The organism is Anoxybacteroides voinovskiense, assembly GCF_014196205.1.
GTDB classification, from domain to species: Bacteria; Bacillota; Bacilli; order Bacillales; family Anoxybacillaceae; genus Anoxybacteroides; species Anoxybacteroides voinovskiense.
The window spans coordinates 25657-43460 of sequence record NZ_JACIDE010000003.1 but is presented as its reverse complement, the minus strand read 5'-3'; the positions used below and the strand labels follow the sequence as shown (position 1 = coordinate 43460).

Genomic DNA, 17804 nt, shown 5'->3' with positions numbered 1-17804 from the left:
CTTTCCTCTTGTCCTGTCAATTATTTTTTATTACCAGGTATTATTATTACGTGCTAATTTTCAACAAAAAATCGCTTTTCTGCCTCCGACTCACCTAAAGCAGAAAAGCGATACTTATCTTATGCGGACGTTCGACTTTTGGAATAGTGGCTTCGTTCAGGCAAATATTTTTTATAAACGTAAGGAGACGTCATAAGTGAAATAAGTGCACCGTAATCAACGTTGAATTTTACTTCATCCCCAACCTTTAACTCGATATTTTTCGTATCAAGAATAATATGGTCGCTGCTTGCCCCAAGAATGTCTATCGGCAATAGCGGTGTTAACCCTGGCACGAAGACATCTTGCCGACCGATGCCAACGATGGCACGCCGGATGAGCCCGCGATCGCCAAACGTAATCGTTTCGCCAAATGCGTTTCGCCCTCGCTCTCCAAATGGCACCGACGGCTTCGTTTTTGCTTCAATCACTTCCGCTACTAAGCAAAACGCATCTTGGTACAGCCCAGGAATCGGAGTTCCGTTCACTGTTTCCCTTCCTAAAAAAATCGATTCCCCGAGGCGAATATGGTTTACCGTTCCGACATCTTTTGTTTGTTTCACCCAATGGTAATTAGCAGAGTTGCCGCCCGAAACATATGGGAGAAATAACGAAAACCGCTTTTGGATTTGTTTTACGATAGAGGAAAATTCACACATTTTTTGCTCAGTCGGAATCACGCCGCCAAAGCAAGCGAAATTCGTGCCAAGACCGACAAGCTGAATGTTTGGCAACTTTAACACTTCTTCGATCATCGCAGGCAAATCTTCGGGCATAACCCCTTCGCGCAAGTCGCCCATTTCGACCATTAAAATAATCGAATGTTTCTTCTGTTGCTTTGCTGCTTCGTTTGCCAATGCACGAATCACATCTAGTTCTGTGTTCATGCTAATGTCAGCAACTTGAACGACGGACGCCACTTCGCTTAATGCTGGCGTCCTTAACAACATGAGCGTCGCATTCAAACGCGTTGCTTTTAATCGTCGGAGGCGGGAAATTTTCGTATCGGCTAAACTTGTAATCCCGCTTTCCACGAGCGTTTTCGCAATCTCGATACTAGCGTCTACTCCTTTGACGACCGCTGTCACTTGAACACCTTTTTTCTCATATAATTTTTTTAGCACGCTAGCATTATGGCGAATTTTGTGCAAATCAATTTCCACCCTCGGGGTGAGCGCTGTTCTCATACGGCCACCCCTGACGGACGTTTCTTTTTCAATGACGGGAAGTAGTCGATAAGACGGTCAATTACTTTATCTGGTCCCATTTTTAAGACGTCTGTTACTGGCATGCGGAACGTTTGTTCATATTCTATAATCGTTTTTTGTAGTTCATCATCCGTCATTCCTTCGTGGTTTAACGTAATCGCGACGACTTTTGTTTGGCCGAAATGTTCAATTAACTCGATTTCGCTTTGAACAGACGGCATTTTCATGAACGGGAAATCGCCGAGAACTTTTCGTTTTGGCGGATGTTGCAAAATTACTGCTTGCGGCCTTGCTCCTTTTAAAATGCCGCATGAACTGACGTACGCAGGATGGCTTAATGCTCCTTGTCCTTCGACGATAATAATGTCCGGCTGCTCCGTTTCGTACGCTCGGACGATTTCTCGTTCCAATTCTCCAATCATATATTGGAGCGGAAACGCGTCCATGGCGAAACCGTAAGAAGCGCCTTGAATGAGTCCTGTCTGCCCAGTAGCAATAAACGCAGTGCGATAGCCGCGCGCTTGTAGTCCTTTGTCCACAATCATTGCCGTCGTCCGTTTGCCACACGCCCCATCGGTGCCAAGCACAGCAACGACTGGTGCCTTTACTTGCAAAATGCGTCCGGTAAATAGCGTCCATTCTTTTTTCGGCCGCGGTTTGCGAATATCGCGAATTTCTACGCCGCAACGTTTGGCAATTGCCATCATTTCTTCATCTTCTGTCAAAAATTCTTGTAGGGGATTAATAATATGCATTCCTGCTTCCATTGCATCGATTACTACTTGCCGTTCTTCTTGTTTGAGAAAAGCATTTGCAGGAGCAATTCCAAGGATAAAGTAGTTCGGTTTTTCTTTCACAGAGGTAATCGCTTCTTGAAGGTCTTTGTAAATCGGAATACCGTTTCGTTTTTTGTCTAATACTTCACCTGCATCTTGTCCAGCTTTCGTACTGTCAATAACCGCCGCAATTTCATACAGTCCAGAATTGCGGACTAATCCGTTTGCCGTTTTTCCATCCATGGAACCAAATTGATTTTCACAATAAACAATGGCATACTTCTTCACGAGAAACCCCTCCATTTCATGTGAAATCAATTTTTTCCACGAAAAAGAACACCTTAACCCTTGTTTCGGAAAGATGTTCCTTCATAAAAATAGTCATTCTATCAATAATTATAAAAAATTTAGTGAAAAATGTAAAATATTTTCCCTTTGCATATCCACAAGGGGAAAACTAGCTATTTGTGGTATGGTTCCCCCCGATTAATCCGAAATGCGCGGTAAATTTGTTCTAGAAGGATTAAGCGCATCAGCTGGTGCGGGAACGTCATTTTAGAAAAAGAGAGCAGTTCGTCAGCACGCTCGATCACTTGGCGGCTTAGACCGAGCGAGCCGCCGATGATAAAGACGACTTTACTTTTGCCGTAAGTCGCAAGCTTATCTAAACTTTCAGCAAATTGCTCCGAGGATTTCATCGTTCCCTCAATGGCTAAGGCGATAGTATACGCATCATGCGGGATTTTCGCTAAAAGGCGCTCGCCTTCTTTCGCTTTTATTTGCTCCATCTCTTGCTGGCTTAAATGTTCTGGCGCTTTTTCATCCGCCACCTCAATGATCTCTATCTTCGCATACGTCGATAACCGCTTCGCATATTCATCGATTCCTTGCTTCAAATATTTTTCTTTTAACTTACCAACAGATAAAACCGTTATATTCACATAACATCCCCACTTTACAAACAAGTTATCAACAGTATTTATCCACATATACACATAACCAATCCACATATTGTGCTAAAAACATTCGTTCCCTACCATATATTCTGCTCGTTTCGCGCAAAATTCACACAATTTCGTTTGTTTATCCACAGGTATTGCTATGATTTCTGGTGCTCGCTCTTTGTTATCCACATACATATCAATCGCTACCTCCACATGTTCGAAACAACAATACATATTATTCGCCCCCTTATCCACTTGTGGACAAAGAAAACAGGAGCGTCGTTTTCGCTCCTTGTTTTTTATCCACAATCATTCTGTCTTCTTGCAACGAGATGTTTCGTTAAAACGATTCTTTCGTCAACCGCACCGTCACCGTCGCCTTTTTCCCATCACGGTAAAATGTGACTTTTAAATCATCGCCAATCGTCTTTTTCGTATATAAATATTTTCGTAAGTCTAACACGTTTGTGATTTTTTGCCCATCTAACGCGACAATGACATCAAATTGGCGCAACCCTGCTTGTGCTGCTGGCGATCTCGGCACTACTTGAATAATCGCAACCCCTTCGGTTACGTTTGGCGGTAAATGCAACGTTTCTTGCAAGTGATACGATGAAATATCGCTTAACGACCGAAGCTCTACCCCTATATATGGTCGACGGACTTGCCCGTACTTTTCTAAATCGGCAATAATCGGTCTTGCCGAGTTAATCGGAATCGAAAAGCCGATTCCTTCCACCGCTTCTTGGGCAATTTTCATCGAATTAATGCCAATCACTTGCCCTTCAATATTGACTAATGCTCCACCACTATTGCCAGGGTTAATTGCCGCATCGGTTTGCAATACTTCTGCATTCCAATCTGGCAACCCGTCTTGGTCTAAATCAACTTCAATCGTCCGATTTTTTCCTGAGATAATTCCTTGCGTCACTGAGCCAGCAAATTGTAACCCGAGCGGGTTCCCAATTGCAATCACTGGTTCCCCTAACTTTACAGCATCCGAATCACCGAACTCTGCGACTTTTTTCACATGCTTTGCATCAATTTCGAGCACTGCTAAATCTGTTAATGCATCGCTTCCTAATAAGCGCGCACGAACGCGCATCCCATCTTTTAAACTCACTTCCAATTGGCTTGCATTTTCCACGACATGGTGGTTCGTGACGATAAATGCTTTACCGTTCGCTAGTTTATAAATGACTCCTGAACCAGTTCCAGCCTCACCGCCTTGTGACCAAAAATTTGCTTCTTGAATATTCACAACGCCGACAACGGCATCGGATACTTTGTCAATCGCCTTCGTCACTTGCGACACAACGTTTACTGATACGTTTTCTTGGACGGTTGGCTGATTACCCGCCTCTTCCTTGCTCGTCTGTCCGCGCTCTTTTGGCGTTACTGAATAAGGCAAGACATCCCATGTGGAAAGCACAGGAATGGAAAACACCACTAATAATGCCCCGAGCAATGCACCGACTAAAGCAGCGAGGAACGTGCCGCGCCGATTCCCTTTTTGCTTTTGCCGATACGGTTCATAATGGTCGTCATAGTAGCCCATCTTTCCCTCACCTATCCTTTCTCGCTAGTATGTACCCATCTTTTTATTATACTGCTTTCGCTTGCCAAAAATCCATGTCAAACACATTAGCCCATCTTTCCCAAAATAGCGCCTACACATACGCTAAGTCTGTCGGGATTTTCGGATCCGTATCATAAAGAACGAATTGCTCCCCGACCGAAAACCCTCGATTAACCAATAGTTGTTCCACCGTCATACGAGCAAGCTCTTTCATATTGTTATCTTGGCTTAAGTGAGCTAAATAAATTCGCTTCGTCCTCTCCCCAATTACATCAGCAAGCGCTAGCGCCGCATCTTCGTTCGACACGTGACCAACGTCGCTCAAAATGCGGCGCTTAATGCTCCACGGATAAGGACCCATCCGTAACATCTCGACATCGTGATTGCTTTCAAATACAAACACGTCGGCATGTTCAATCGTCCGTTTCATCCGTTCACTCACATATCCTGTATCCGTCATTAGCGCTAGCTTTTTTCCCTCATGATGAAACACATAAAACATCGGCTCGGCCGCATCATGAGAAACGCCGAACGATTCGACATCTATCCCCCGAAATGAACGAATCGAGCCGGTTGGAAAGACAAATTTTTGGTCGGTCGGAATTTCACCGACCAACCCTTCCATCGCTTTCCACGTTTTTTCGTTTGCATAAATCGGCAGTTGGTATTTGCGGGCAATGACCCCCAACCCTTTAATATGATCGCTATGTTCATGCGTCACTAAAATTGCCGTCACATCTTTTAGATGACGGCCAATTTGTTGAAAAAGTTGCTCGAGCTGCTTGCCGCTCAACCCTGCATCGACAAGCAGCCGCTCTGTTTCTGTTTCCACGTAAAAAGCATTCCCTGTACTTCCACTAGCAAGCACGCTAAATCGCATCATTCCACTCACTCCAACACGCTTCCTTCATCGTTAATAATTTGTCCTTCAAATGCATGAATAAAATAATCTTTCTTCCCATTTACGACTACGTGCCAAGTCGGTGTTAACACTTGTGAAGCTGTAAACTGTACGAGCGCATAATACCCGAGTTCAATTGTTGTCACCCGATCGCCAGGTTTTAAATAATCTTTTTTATACAGCGTTTCAATCGCTTTTATCGCTGGAATAATGTCTTGTTTTTTCTCGTATTTCTCTAAATCGTCTAACATCGTTTGCTCATATGAAACCACTTCTTTTTTGTCATTCAAATGCAATAAAAGCATGCTGCTGACGTTTTTATAAATCATTTTATTGCCATATGTTTGAAAACAAACGATTGTTCGCGATTTCTCATCAAATGTCCAAAAAGCATACGATTTCCCATTAATAATGTTCTTCTGTAAGAAATCACTTAAGCTAATCGGATCTTTCACATCGGTAAGCGCTACCGGATGAGTAAACACTGACTGCAATACCGACTGATTGCTCGTCGTAATTTTTTGGTTTGTCAATTTCTCTATTTCTTGTCGGGTAAAAATTTTGCTTTTGCCACTTACGTACGATGCTTTCGTCACTTCTTTCGGAATATCAACATACGTAATCCCGTTTGCCTCTAACTGTTCTTCAATCGTTGTTTCTAAAATGACATCCAGCTGGCTACTAGTCCGCTTTTGCATAAATTGATAGCCTAAAAAAAGGTCGAGGATAAGGAACGTAATGATAAAAATCGTTTTCGTCTTACTCCAATCCACCGACTCCCCCTCCTCGTCCTCCGGTTGTTTCTTTTAACGAAATCGGTTTCCACGTTCCATCATACAGGCAAAACCATGCTGGTTCCAAAACAATAACCTTTCCTTTTCCTTGATCTTTTACTAGTTTGTATCCGAGCGCAATGCCATCGACTAATTCCTTTCGAAACCCTTTTTGTTTTTCAAGTTGTTTTATCACTTCTTGACCAGCCCACACTTTTGTCGATACGCTCACACGGTCAGGAATTTCTAAGCGGAACAACGGACGCTGGTATTTATTCACCTCATTTGCTCCCCATATTTGAATGATTTCCGACATCCCGTAATCATTAAAGACAGGGTAGTTATTCGCATAAAGCCGAAAGACAATTTTCCGTTTTTCCTGATCCCATTCTGCAAAATGATACATATCCGTCCATCCGCCATGTTCGTTCACAAAATCAATGCTTTTTTGAATTAATGCTGCGCTATCTTCGTTCGCTGAACCTTTTGTGTTTTTCGCCGCTGGATTTACATATAAAAGCAATTTTTGCAGAAAGTCAACGTCCATCAACCTTGACCCATCCGTATATTCCTCACCAAATGCTAATATATCCTTTTTCACAAAGCTAGGATCGCTAAATAGTGCTTCTTTAAATTTATCCGGATCAAGCTCATCCGTATAATATTGTAGCCGGCTCATCACCATTTCCTTTTCCGGCAAAAAAAATGTTTTCGTTTCGCTCACGTTATAGGCTAAATAGCGCGGGAGTTTTTCCGCTTTTTCATAAAACTGATTAATTTCTCCTAACGACACATCACTCACCGTCGCTTTATACACTCTGCGATGGTCAGTCGAAATGAAATAAGCAATAACATCTTTGTTTTTCTCAATTGGAACAACAATCGTATTAAAACTAACCCCGTCCATCCCTTTATCATCAATTTGGAAAAGATCGCGGTAAATATTCATTGGGATATCGTCGGGATAAATGATTTCAATCGCTTCTTTCCGATGGACAAATGATAAAAACTCTTCTTTGGAGATGGTGGACGAAATGTTTTCAAAATCATCGAACGTCCATTTTTTCATCTCTTTCAGAAGCTTCGTCATCTCCCCTTCATCTACCATCCCGTAATGAGCATCATTTTTATGAATGATGATTTGTGAAGGACGGACAATCATTGATGTTTCCACTTGGGTGTTGCTAATCGATACGTTTTGAATATATTCATCGGTTTGAATCGCATCATACTGCGGATGATACGTCCACAATTCCCACGTAAACGCAATGCTTGTCAACACTAAAAACGTTAACAAAATCGTTTTCGCTGTCTCATACTTCATCCCAGTCATCCTCTTGTATTCGTTCAAATGGCAATGTAAAGAAAATTGTCGTTCCTTTATTTTCTTGGCTTCGCGCCCAAATTCTTCCCCCATGGGCGACGACTACTTCTTTTGCGATTGCTAGCCCTAACCCTGTTCCGCCAAGCTTCCGTGAGCGTGCTTTATCGACACGGTAAAACCGCTCAAATACTTTCGATAAATCTGATTTAGGGATGCCTACCCCTTCATCGGTGACACTGACTAAAATTTCATCGTTTAACTCTTTCACACGAAACGTAATGTTTCCACCATGCGGAGAATATTTTAAGGCGTTCGAGATAATATTATCGAGCACTTGCGTAATTTTATCTTCGTCAATTTCAATAAAAATTGCTTCGTCCGGTATTTTGCGAATGAATGTAATATTCTCATTTTTCGTTAGCTCAAATCGGTCAATGACTTGGTGAAAGTAATGGGAAAAATTGACCCATGATTTGCTTAATTTATAATCTTTGCTGTCTAGTTTCGAAAGCTGCAATAAGTCGTTCACAAGCCGAATCATTCGTTCGGTTTCTGTTTGCGCTACTTCGATAAACCTTGGCGCAATTGTTTCATCTCTCCACAAACCTTCTCCAAGCGCCTCTAAATAGCTTTTCATCGTCGTTAACGGCGTCCGAAGCTCATGTGAAACATTAGCAACGAACTCCCGACGCTCTTGGTCGATTTTCTCTTGCTCTGTTATATCATGAAGCACGACAATCAATCCGTTCACAAATCCAGTTTCTTTTTGAATGACAGACAAAGAAGCGCGCAACACATACAATTCTTCTTCGGTACTAAAATCTAAAATGAGCGAATCGCGCTCTTCAATTAACGTTTCAAACGTATATTGCCCTTCTAGCCCCAGTACATCGATAATCGAACTAGAAAGCACTGTTTCACGTGAAACATTTAAAATGTTTAACGCAGCATCATTAATTAAAATAATGCGGCCACGCCGATCGGTAGCGATGACCCCGTCGGTCATATGCGTAAGCACAAGCGCTAATTTCCGACGCTCTCCTTCAGTCGTTGCTTGTGCTTCTTGCAACTTTTTCGTTAAGTTATTAAACGTCATCGCCAATTGACCAATTTCATCGTACCCGTACACTTTTACTTTACGGGAGAAATTTCCTTTTGCCATCGCGAGCGCCTGTTTGCGCATATCGGAAATCGGACGAGTAATCGTGCGAGATAAAAAAATTCCCAATACTGCCGTAATCGCCAAGGCAATGCCTGTCCCTGTCGCGAAAATCATATTGATTTGTTTCATTTGGGAAAAAACGTTTTCCATCGACGCAATGACATAAATGGCTCCTTTAATCTCACCATTTAGTTTTACTGGCGTCGAAGAAATGTACATGCGATGGCCTGTTTTCGGATCAATTAACGTTCGGTCGACAACTTCTCCTGTCACAAGCGCGCGCTTGACAAAAATTTCGGTCGTCCGCTTCCCGACGATATTTTGCATGTATGGATTCGATGTCGCCAATACTTTTCCTTTATCATCAATGACGCGAACTTCGGAAATATCTTGTGAAATAAAATCGTGAAGCAGCGAGCGAATTTCTTCTTCTAGCGTCGGATCTTTTTGATCATCCCGCTCTTTGCTCATCGCCTGCTCGACATTATACGCTAGTAGCGTTACTCGTTCGTTTAAGGAACTTTTGAAGTTTTGTACGAGCTGCGTTTCTAATTCACGAACAAAATATACGCCAATAATTTGCATCGCTACAAGAATAAGCAGTACGTAAATCAACACAAATTTAAAATGAATGGAACGAAAAGGTCCTACTTTTTTCATGCTGTCTCGTTTACTCCTGTTCTGGATTGCGTAAATAATAACCGACGCCGCGGCGTGTCACGATCCATGCCGGATGAGAAGGATTGTCTTCAATTTTTTCCCGCAAGCGGCGAACCGTTACGTCTACTGTGCGAACGTCTCCATAATAGTCGTATCCCCATACGGTTTGCAATAAATGTTCCCTTGTCATCACTTGTCCAATATGTTTGGCCAAATAATGAAGCAGCTCGAATTCACGATGGGTTAATTCGATCGTTTCGCCCCTTTTTAGCACAATGTATGCGTCTGGGCGAATAACAAGCGAGCCGACTACGATTTCGCTCATATCATTTGCTTCGTCTTGTGCCCCTGCAATTGGTTGATGACGGCGCAAATTTGCTTTAACACGTGCAAGCAACTCTCTTGTGCTGAACGGTTTCGTTACGTAATCGTCTGCGCCTAGTTCTAGACCAAGTACTTTATCGATCTCTGAATCTTTTGCTGTCAGCATAATAATCGGCATATCGTATTTTTTTCGCACTTCTCGGCATACTTCCATGCCGTCTTTTTGCGGAAGCATAATGTCGAGTAAAATAAGATCAGGAATAAGTTCTTCGACTTTTTGCAGCGCTTCGACGCCATCGTAAGCGCAAATGACCTCGTATCCTTCCCGCTGTAAATTAAATTGCAAAATATCGGCAATCGGTTTTTCATCATCGACAACAAGAATTCGTTTTTCCATCTTAATTCACATCCTTCCTATGTTGATGGATTATTCGGACGTTTCCCCGACATTCAAAAAAAAGAGCATATATTAATAATGTACCATGTTATGAGCGCGAATTCACTTATTACCGATGCCAATCCGTGAGAAAAACGACACAAAAAAGCATAGACACAAAACGTCTATGCTTTTCTTTCCTTGCTAACCGGTCGGCTTCACCGAGGATCGTTCTTCGCTTTTCTTATGCGTATACGCTGCGGATGATGTTTGTTTGCGAGCGGTCTGGGCCGACAGAGAAAATCGAGAGCGGGATGCCTGTTAATTGAGAAATTCGCTCTACATAGTGTCGAGCGTTTGCCGGTAGTTCGTCTAAATGTTTGACACCTGTAATGTCTTCCGTCCATCCAGGGAGCTCTTCATATACCGGTTCACATTCTGCCAACACTTTTAAGCTCGCTGGAAATTCCTCGATAATTTGCCCTTTGTAACGGTACGCTACACAAATTTTTAACGTTTCAATTCCTGTTAGCACGTCAATGGAGTTTAAGGATAAGTCTGTAATGCCGCTCACCCGGCGAGCGTGACGGACAACGACGCTGTCAAACCAACCGACGCGGCGTGGACGACCTGTCGTCGTTCCGTATTCCCGACCGACTTCGCGAATGCGATCGCCAATTTCATTTTTCAGCTCCGTCGGGAATGGACCGTCGCCGACACGAGTAGTATACGCCTTTGCCACTCCTACGACATGCTTAATTTTCGTCGGACCGACGCCTGAGCCAATCGTCACACCGCCAGCGACGGGATTCGATGATGTAACGAACGGATACGTTCCTTGGTCAATATCCAACATGACACCTTGCGCCCCTTCAAACAAGACGCGGCGCCCTTCATCTAGGGCATTATTCAACACAACCGACGTATCGCATACGTATTTCGCGATTTGTTGCCCGTATTCATAATACTCTTGTAAAATGTCTTCGAGCTTAAACCCTTCCACCCCGTATACTTTTTCGAACAAAACGTTCTTTTCTTGTAAGTTGCGAGAAAGCTTTTCTTCAAACACTTCACGGTCTAATAAATCGACGATGCGAATCCCAATGCGGGCCGCTTTATCCATATACGCTGGGCCGATTCCTTTTTTCGTCGTTCCGATTTTATTCGCGCCTTTCCGCTCTTCTTCTACTTCGTCTAATTTGAGATGGTATGGCAAAATGACATGAGCGCGATTGCTAATGCGTAAATTGTCGGTAGAAACGCCCCGTTCGTGCAAATATCGCAACTCGGCAACAAGCGCTTTCGGATCGACGACCATCCCGTTTCCGATGACACATATTTTATCTTTATAAAAAATTCCGGATGGAATAAGATGCAATTTATATTTTTCCCCATTAAAAACAATCGTATGTCCTGCGTTATTTCCACCTTGATAGCGTGCAATTACTTCTGCATTTTCGGATAAGAAATCCGTAATTTTTCCCTTTCCTTCATCGCCCCATTGTGTCCCAACAACGACTACTGAAGACATGGCGAGCACCTCCGCTTTCCTCGATATAAACATAGTAAGTGTAGCACTTTTATTCACTAAAGTCAATAAAACACGAACATTAAATAGGTGTTTCTAACATTTTATTCGTATACAGAAAAACGCGCTCGAAGCGGGAGCGCGTTAAGCACCTGGGGGAATTTGCGTATCATCAAATCTTCGCTCTAGGTTGACGAATTTATTGTATTCTTTAATAAAGGCTAACTGGACAGTCCCGACTGGACCGTTCCGCTGCTTAGCGATGATAATTTCAATAATATTTTTGTTTTCCGAGTCTTTGTCATAGTAATCGTCGCGATATAAAAACGCCACAATATCCGCATCTTGTTCAATGCTTCCGGATTCACGAATATCAGACATCATCGGGCGTTTATCTTGGCGCTGTTCTACGCTACGCGACAGCTGCGATAGAGCGATGACAGGTACTTCTAATTCACGGGCAAGCGCTTTTAACGAACGAGAAATTTCGGATACTTCTTGCTGGCGGTTTTCACGGTTTCTTCCGCTTCCTTGAATGAGCTGTAAATAGTCAATTAACACCATGCCAAGCCCGCTTTCTTGTTTGAGGCGGCGGCATTTTGCCCGAATTTCACTGACGCGAATGCTTGGCGTATCATCAATATAAATGCCCGCATTGGATAAACTCCCCATCGCCATCGTTAACTTTCCCCAATCTTCTGGCGTCAGTTTTCCTGTCCGCAAATTTTGTGCATTAATGTTTCCTTCGGCGCAAAGCATCCGCATCACAAGCTGCTGCGCACTCATTTCTAAGCTAAAAATCGCCACGTTTTCGTTTGTTTTCGTCGCTACATTTTGCGCAATATTAAGGGCAAACGCCGTTTTCCCAACGGAAGGGCGAGCAGCGACAATAATTAAATCACTTCGTTGAAAACCAGCGGTCATGCGATCCAATTCGGTGAAGCCGGTCGGGATTCCTGTAATTTCTCCCTTTCGGTTGTGAAGCATTTCGATATTATCATATGCTTGCACGAGCACGTCTTTAATGTTTTGAAACGCCCCCGAATGCTTGCGCTGTGAAATCTCCATAATTTTCTTTTCTGCTTCATTTAGCAGTACATCGACTTCATCCTCGCGCGTATAGCTGTCTTGAGCGATCGATGTCGCGGTGCGGATGAGGCGGCGAAGTACCGATTTTTCTTCCACAATTCGCGCATAATATTCAACGTTTGCAGCGGTTGGAACAGAATCGGCGAGTTCGCTTAAATAGGAAACACCACCTACTTCTTCAAGCGCCTTCGCATCGGCCAATTCCGCTGTAACGGTTACTAAGTCCACCGGCTCTCCCTTATCAGCCACTTTTAACATCGCATGGAAAATTTTTTGGTGTGCGGCTCGATAAAAATCTTCTGGAATTAAAATTTCCGAAGCTAACGTTAAAGCAGATGCATCAAGAAAAATCGCTCCTAATACTGCCTGCTCTGCTTCGATGTTTTGCGGCGGAATGCGTTCTGCCAATAAGTCGTCCATCGTATTCACCACCTTTTCAATCATTTAGCGCCATCATAAGAAAAATGTGATTATATGAGGAAGCCCCCATAAAATCACATTTTCCACGGACTACTTTTGCTCGCTTACATGCACTTTTAATGTGGCCGTTACTTCCGGATGAAGCTTCACTGGCACATTTGTATAACCTAAGGCGCGAATGGCATCTTCCAACTCAATTTTGCGTTTATCAATTTTCACGCCATGCTGAGCTTGCAGCGCTTCGGCAATTTGTTTGCTTGTAATCGAACCAAATAAGCGCCCACCTTCGCCAGCCTTCGCAAACAGCTGAACGGTCAATTTTTCTAACTGCTCTTTCAACTGTTTCGCCTTCGCCAATTCTTCTTCTGCTTGGCGTTTTTCTTTATTTTTTTGCGCTTCAAGCGCCTTTAAGTTAGCTGGTGTCGCTTCAATTGCCAGTCCTTGCTTAAATAGAAAGTTTTGTGCATAGCCATCGGCTACGTTTTTAATCTCCCCTTTTTTTCCTTTCCCTTTGACATCTTTTAGAAAAATCACTTTCATGATTTTTTCCCTCCTTCTAAGTACTCATCAATGGCAGCACGCAATCGCCGTTCTGCCTCCTCAATCGTCACATTGGAAAGCTGCGCAGCAGCATTCGTTAAATGCCCCCCTCCGCCTAAACTTTCCATAATGACTTGGACGTTAATATCGCCTAACGAACGGGCACTGATGCCGATTGTGTCATCTGTGCGCTTCGAAATGACAAAGGAAGCAACTACGCCGCTGAGTGTCAACAGTGTATCTGCGGCTTGCGCAATTAACACTTGATCGTATGCTTCGTTCGGACTTCCTTTTGCAATGGCGATTCCTTTTGCGCTAATAGAAGCATTTTCAATGATTTTCGCTCGTTTTACATAACTCGCAATATTTTCTTTCAACAGTTTTTGCACTAACACCGTATCCGCACCTTGCGCCCGCAAATAAGAAGCCGCATCAAATGTACGTGAACCGGTGCGGAATGTGAAGCTTTTTGTATCGACGACAATCCCCGCCAGTAAAGCAGTCGCCTCTAACATCGTCAGCTTTGCTCGCTGCGGCTGATATTCAAGCAATTCCGTTACTAATTCTGACGTCGATGAAGCGTACGGTTCCATATAGACAAGAAGTGGGTTCTCAATAAATTCTTCCCCACGGCGATGGTGGTCAATGACGACAATATGGTCAGTACGGAAAATCAATTTTTCCTCAATCACTAACGACGGGCGGTGCGTATCGACGATGACAAGCAGCGTATCGTCTGTCATGACTTCTAGTGCTTGTTCCGGCTTAATAAACCGCGACCATAGTTCGGGATGGTTTTTAATTTCTTCAATAAGACGCTGTGCTCCGGCATCGATTCGATTCGTATCGAGCACGATAAATCCTTCTTTTTGATTGAGCTGCGCCATTTTTAAAATTCCAATTGCCCCGCCCAATGCGTCCATATCTGGGTATTTATGTCCCATCACCATTACTTTATCGCTGTCGACAATTAATTCTTTTAGCGCATGGGAGATAACGCGCGCTCGCACCCGCGTGCGCTTTTCAATTGGGTTTGTTTTCCCCCCGTAAAATTTCACTTTTCCGTTTGCTTGTTTAATAGCGACTTGATCTCCGCCGCGCCCGAGCGCCAAATCTAAGCTTGATTGTGCAAGCGCTCCTAGTTCTGGAAACGAAGGCGCGCCCGTACCAATTCCGATGCTTAGCGTCAATTGAATATTATTTTTCATCGTTTGTTCGCGCACTTCATCTAAAATAGAAAATTTATTTTTTTCTAACTGATGCAAAATTTTTTCATTCAATACAGCGACAAATCGATCAGACGATGTCCTTTTCAAAAACATCCCGTAGTCATTCGCCCATTTGTTTAATATGGACGTCACTTGGCTGTTCAGTTGGCTTTTCGCTTGGTCGTCCATTCCTTGCGTAATTTCATCATAGTTATCAAGGAAAATAACGCCTAACACGACTCGCTCTGCCTCGTACTGTTTTTCAATCTCGACTTGGTCGGTGACATCAAAAAAGTAAAGAAGCCTTTCTTCCCGCTTAATGACCACTTTAAACTTTCGATCGTAAATGTCGATTAATTCTGTGTCGCTTTCTTGTTTCAAAAGAGGAATTAACTGTTCCGCCACATCATATAATGAACGGCCAACTAACTTCTGCTCTCCAAAACAAGACGTTAAAAAAAAGTTCGTCCATTCAATAACATAATCATCATTAATCAGCATAATTCCAATCGGCATTTCCATTAGCGCTTCTTCGCCGACTTTTTTCAGGCGATGCGACAGTTGGGAAATATGCTGTTCAATTTCAACATGTAGCTCCCGCTGTGAGCGTATCACATAATAAACGACAAATAAGAGGAGCAAAAGATCGGCTAGCCCCAATATCCATTGAAAATATGCCAATAACGCAAGAGAGAGAAAAGAAATGGCAATCAATGCATAAAAGGGGTAGCGATATGCCTTCTTTTTATAAAAATGAGACATGTATGTCAGCTCCTAAACCATCATTCTTTCGCTTATTGAACGCGTTTTCGCAATTCAAATCCTAAATCAATTATACCTAATATCGCGATAAGATAAAGTAAAAAAGGGATAAACAAGCAAACTATTGTTCCAGCAACGACAATTCCTTTAGCAATTTGTTTACGATACGCGATATAGTAAAGAAAAGAAAAACCTTGAATAGCAAATAAAAGCTGTAATACGTAATATAAATTGATGACCACAATAAACGCAAACGTCCCTTGTTCTAACGGGAAAAAAGTGGCGATTAGCACGAGCAAATAATACCACACTAGCTGCCGTGGCAACATTAACTGGCGAAACGGTGGCCATGTTCCAACAGATAACTTTAACCGTTTTAAAATCGGAACAGAAACGATGATCGTCAAATACGCAAATGCAAGCGCAGTAATCACGAATAGCGTTGGCGTAACGTATTTGATTACCTTCAATCCTTGCTCAAAACGAGCAATGGTTGCCTCCGGCGGCTTTTTCCCTGCGCTTTCCATTACTTGCACAGCGGTGTGAAAAGAATCGCTGATGACAGAAATCGTTTGCGCAATGATATCTAGATCGAAAAACTTGACGGATACGACATAGTTGATAACGATATTTACTAAAAAAGCAATAGTCGCCACCGCTAACACGACATACCGATTTTTTTGTTTTGCTAACAGTGCACCGATGACAATTCCACCCGTTCCAAACATAACAGCAGCAAAAGCAGATAATACGGAACTAATGAGCGTTGAAACAATGACAGCGGCAGTTAATAACACAAGAGCTGGACGGTAGCCGTGCCGCATCGTAAAAACGATAAAAGGGAGCGATAAAAATAAGCTAATCATCATCCCGAGCAACGGCACGTATAAAGAGGCTAAAAACAACACGATAAAAATGGCAAGCTGAATTGCTGCTTCTGTCAACGCATATGTATTTCTCACATCCGACCCTCCTCGTATAAAAAAAGCAGTAAGGCTTCGTCCCCCTTACTGCTTTTCGTCTTATTCGCCTGCTACGTATGGTAATAATGCCATTTGGCGAGCGCGTTTGATTGCAATTGTTAATTTCCGTTGATATTTTGCGCTTGTGCCAGTCACACGGCGAGGTAAAATTTTTCCACGCTCAGAAATAAATTTCTTTAATGTATCGACATCTTTGTAGTCGATATGCGTAATCCCGTTCGCTGTGAAGTAGCAAACTTTCCGACGTTTTGCACGTCCACCTTTACGTCCTGCCATCGGTTATCCTCCTTCCTTTTTTAAAAAATAATGGTATTAGAAACGGTTATCACGTTCAATAATTAAAACGGCAAATCGTCATCCGAAATATCGATCGGTTGTCCATCATGAGCAAACGGATCTTCATCGATGCGACTGAAATTTTGGTCAGGTGTGTGACGTTGGTTCTGATTTTGTCCAAATGGATATGGCTCCCCGTAGTAGCCACCTGTTGCTGTACCACGTTGTTCTGTGCTACCTCTCGGTTCAAGAAATTGAACACTATCAGCAACCACTTCGGTTACGTACACACGTTTTCCGTCTTGACCTTCATAACTTCTCGTTTGCAACCGTCCGTCCACGCCAGCTAAACTTCCTTTTTTCAAGAAATTAGCGACATTTTCTGCGGGACGACGCCAAACAACACAGTTAATGAAATCTGCTTCGCGTTCGCCCTGTTGGTTTGTAAACGGGCGATTGACCGCTAGCGTAAATGTGGCAACAGCAACTCCATTTGGAGTATAGCGCAATTCAGGGTCTTTTGTAAGTCGCCCTACAAGAACTACGCGATTAATCATCAGAACCACTCCTTAAAAATCGGAATTATTCTTCCTCTTTTACGACAATGTGACGAATGATGTCTTCGCTAATTTTCGCTAAACGGTCAAATTCTTGCACCGCTTTTGGCTGAGACATCACGTTCACAATCATGTAGTAACCGTCACGGAAATCGTTAATTTCATACGCTAAACGACGTTTACCCCATTCTTTTACACTCGTAATTTCCGCACCATTTTCTGTTAAAATGTTGTTAAAACGCTCAACAACTGCTTTCCGACCTTCATCGTCGATATTTGGGCGGATAATGTACATGATTTCATATTTTCTCACTGTCCGTCACCTCCTTTTGGTCTAAACGGCTCTATAAAAGAGCAAGGAGCAATATGCATTAC

The 17804-nt window shown here is 42.9% G+C and carries 18 protein-coding genes; all 18 read right to left on the bottom strand.

The genetic code is table 11. From position 1 onward, the window contains the following. Positions 1-119: 119 nt before the first annotated feature. The 18 genes from GGR02_RS02590 to rpsF all read right to left on the bottom strand — a co-directional run bounded on the left by GGR02_RS02590 (position 120) and on the right by rpsF (position 17742). Complete coding sequence (locus tag GGR02_RS02590; protein WP_183183192.1) at positions 120-1226, bottom strand: alanine/ornithine racemase family PLP-dependent enzyme; 1107 nt, start codon at positions 1224-1226, stop codon at positions 120-122. Further along, on the bottom strand, positions 1223-2311 hold the full coding sequence (locus GGR02_RS02585; protein ID WP_229706128.1) for a DUF1611 domain-containing protein: 1089 nt from the start codon (positions 2309-2311) through the stop codon (positions 1223-1225). Before GGR02_RS02585 ends, GGR02_RS02590 begins: the two co-directional genes overlap by 4 nt. Before the next feature lie 173 nt (positions 2312-2484). After that, positions 2485-3012, bottom strand: a complete 528-nt coding sequence (gene rlmH / locus GGR02_RS02580) for a 23S rRNA (pseudouridine(1915)-N(3))-methyltransferase RlmH (protein ID WP_221210675.1) — start codon at positions 3010-3012, stop codon at positions 2485-2487. Between the two features lie 27 nt (positions 3013-3039). Next, positions 3040-3201, bottom strand: a complete 162-nt coding sequence (locus tag GGR02_RS02575; protein ID WP_183183190.1) for a CxxH/CxxC protein — start codon at positions 3199-3201, stop codon at positions 3040-3042. Between the two features lie 106 nt (positions 3202-3307). Beyond that, entirely contained in the window at positions 3308-4525 is a 1218-nt protein-coding gene (locus GGR02_RS02570) for a S1C family serine protease (protein ID WP_183183189.1), read from the bottom strand. A 112-nt stretch (positions 4526-4637) separates the two neighbouring features. Further along, on the bottom strand, positions 4638-5426 hold the full coding sequence (locus GGR02_RS02565) for an MBL fold metallo-hydrolase (protein ID WP_183183321.1): 789 nt from the start codon (positions 5424-5426) through the stop codon (positions 4638-4640). A gap of 8 nt (positions 5427-5434) precedes the next feature. Then, the gene (locus GGR02_RS02560) at positions 5435-6220 is read right to left on the bottom strand and encodes a two-component system regulatory protein YycI (protein ID WP_183183188.1); all 786 of its coding nucleotides are present in this window, start codon (positions 6218-6220) and stop codon (positions 5435-5437) included. Continuing rightward, complete coding sequence (locus GGR02_RS02555; RefSeq protein ID WP_183183187.1) at positions 6207-7553, bottom strand: YycH family regulatory protein; 1347 nt, start codon at positions 7551-7553, stop codon at positions 6207-6209. Before GGR02_RS02555 ends, GGR02_RS02560 begins: the two co-directional genes overlap by 14 nt. After that, a complete protein-coding gene (gene walK, locus GGR02_RS02550; RefSeq protein WP_183183186.1) occupies positions 7534-9366 on the bottom strand; it encodes a cell wall metabolism sensor histidine kinase WalK in 1833 nt (610 codons plus the stop codon). The genes GGR02_RS02555 and walK overlap by 20 nt, the downstream gene beginning before the upstream one ends. 10 nt (positions 9367-9376) lie before the next feature. Further along, positions 9377-10087 (bottom strand): response regulator YycF, encoded by a 711-nt coding sequence (gene yycF / locus GGR02_RS02545; protein ID WP_183183185.1) that lies wholly within the window; start codon positions 10085-10087, stop codon positions 9377-9379. A 223-nt stretch (positions 10088-10310) separates the two neighbouring features. Further along, positions 10311-11597 carry an adenylosuccinate synthase gene (locus GGR02_RS02540; protein WP_183183184.1) on the bottom strand — a complete coding sequence of 429 codons (1287 nt, stop codon included), beginning with the start codon at positions 11595-11597 and terminating at the stop codon, positions 10311-10313. Positions 11598-11738: 141 nt separating this feature from the next. After that, positions 11739-13103: a replicative DNA helicase gene (gene dnaB, locus GGR02_RS02535; protein WP_183183183.1), complete on the bottom strand. Its 1365-nt coding sequence runs from the start codon at positions 13101-13103 to the stop codon at positions 11739-11741. Between the two features lie 90 nt (positions 13104-13193). After that, positions 13194-13643, bottom strand: a complete 450-nt coding sequence (gene rplI, locus GGR02_RS02530) for a 50S ribosomal protein L9 (RefSeq protein ID WP_183183182.1) — start codon at positions 13641-13643, stop codon at positions 13194-13196. Continuing rightward, on the bottom strand, positions 13640-15613 hold the full coding sequence (locus GGR02_RS02525; protein WP_183183181.1) for a DHH family phosphoesterase: 1974 nt from the start codon (positions 15611-15613) through the stop codon (positions 13640-13642). The genes rplI and GGR02_RS02525 overlap by 4 nt, the downstream gene beginning before the upstream one ends. Positions 15614-15645: 32 nt before the next feature. Then, complete coding sequence (locus tag GGR02_RS02520) at positions 15646-16575, bottom strand: YybS family protein (RefSeq protein WP_183183180.1); 930 nt, start codon at positions 16573-16575, stop codon at positions 15646-15648. A gap of 60 nt (positions 16576-16635) precedes the next feature. After that, positions 16636-16872, bottom strand: a complete 237-nt coding sequence (gene rpsR, locus GGR02_RS02515) for a 30S ribosomal protein S18 (protein ID WP_183183179.1) — start codon at positions 16870-16872, stop codon at positions 16636-16638. A gap of 62 nt (positions 16873-16934) precedes the next feature. After that, positions 16935-17429, bottom strand: coding sequence for a single-stranded DNA-binding protein (gene ssb, locus GGR02_RS02510; RefSeq protein ID WP_183183178.1), 495 nt, complete (start codon positions 17427-17429; stop codon positions 16935-16937). Positions 17430-17454: 25 nt separating this feature from the next. Continuing rightward, the gene (gene rpsF / locus GGR02_RS02505; RefSeq protein ID WP_183183177.1) at positions 17455-17742 is read right to left on the bottom strand and encodes a 30S ribosomal protein S6; all 288 of its coding nucleotides are present in this window, start codon (positions 17740-17742) and stop codon (positions 17455-17457) included. Positions 17743-17804 lie beyond the last annotated feature (62 nt).

What these genes read in the sequence shown, in the direction of transcription:
- GGR02_RS02565 (WP_183183321.1), bottom strand. Translation starts at nt 5,426, where the DNA reads ATGCGATTTAGCGTGCTTGCTAGTGGAAGTACAGGGAATGCTTTTTAC.
- rpsR (WP_183183179.1), bottom strand. Translation starts at nt 16,872, where the DNA reads ATGGCAGGACGTAAAGGTGGACGTGCAAAACGTCGGAAAGTTTGCTAC.
- GGR02_RS02570 (WP_183183189.1), bottom strand. Translation starts at nt 4,525, where the DNA reads ATGGGCTACTATGACGACCATTATGAACCGTATCGGCAAAAGCAAAAA.
- yycF (WP_183183185.1), bottom strand. Translation starts at nt 10,087, where the DNA reads ATGGAAAAACGAATTCTTGTTGTCGATGATGAAAAACCGATTGCCGAT.
- ssb (WP_183183178.1), bottom strand. Translation starts at nt 17,429, where the DNA reads ATGATTAATCGCGTAGTTCTTGTAGGGCGACTTACAAAAGACCCTGAA.
- GGR02_RS02525 (WP_183183181.1), bottom strand. Translation starts at nt 15,613, where the DNA reads ATGTCTCATTTTTATAAAAAGAAGGCATATCGCTACCCCTTTTATGCA.
- rlmH (WP_221210675.1), bottom strand. Translation starts at nt 3,012, where the DNA reads ATGTGGATAAATACTGTTGATAACTTGTTTGTAAAGTGGGGATGTTAT.
- dnaB (WP_183183183.1), bottom strand. Translation starts at nt 13,103, where the DNA reads ATGGACGACTTATTGGCAGAACGCATTCCGCCGCAAAACATCGAAGCA.
- rplI (WP_183183182.1), bottom strand. Translation starts at nt 13,643, where the DNA reads ATGAAAGTGATTTTTCTAAAAGATGTCAAAGGGAAAGGAAAAAAAGGG.
- walK (WP_183183186.1), bottom strand. Translation starts at nt 9,366, where the DNA reads ATGAAAAAAGTAGGACCTTTTCGTTCCATTCATTTTAAATTTGTGTTG.
- GGR02_RS02575 (WP_183183190.1), bottom strand. Translation starts at nt 3,201, where the DNA reads ATGTATTGTTGTTTCGAACATGTGGAGGTAGCGATTGATATGTATGTG.
- GGR02_RS02590 (WP_183183192.1), bottom strand. Translation starts at nt 1,226, where the DNA reads ATGAGAACAGCGCTCACCCCGAGGGTGGAAATTGATTTGCACAAAATT.
- GGR02_RS02555 (WP_183183187.1), bottom strand. Translation starts at nt 7,553, where the DNA reads ATGACTGGGATGAAGTATGAGACAGCGAAAACGATTTTGTTAACGTTT.
- GGR02_RS02540 (WP_183183184.1), bottom strand. Translation starts at nt 11,597, where the DNA reads ATGTCTTCAGTAGTCGTTGTTGGGACACAATGGGGCGATGAAGGAAAG.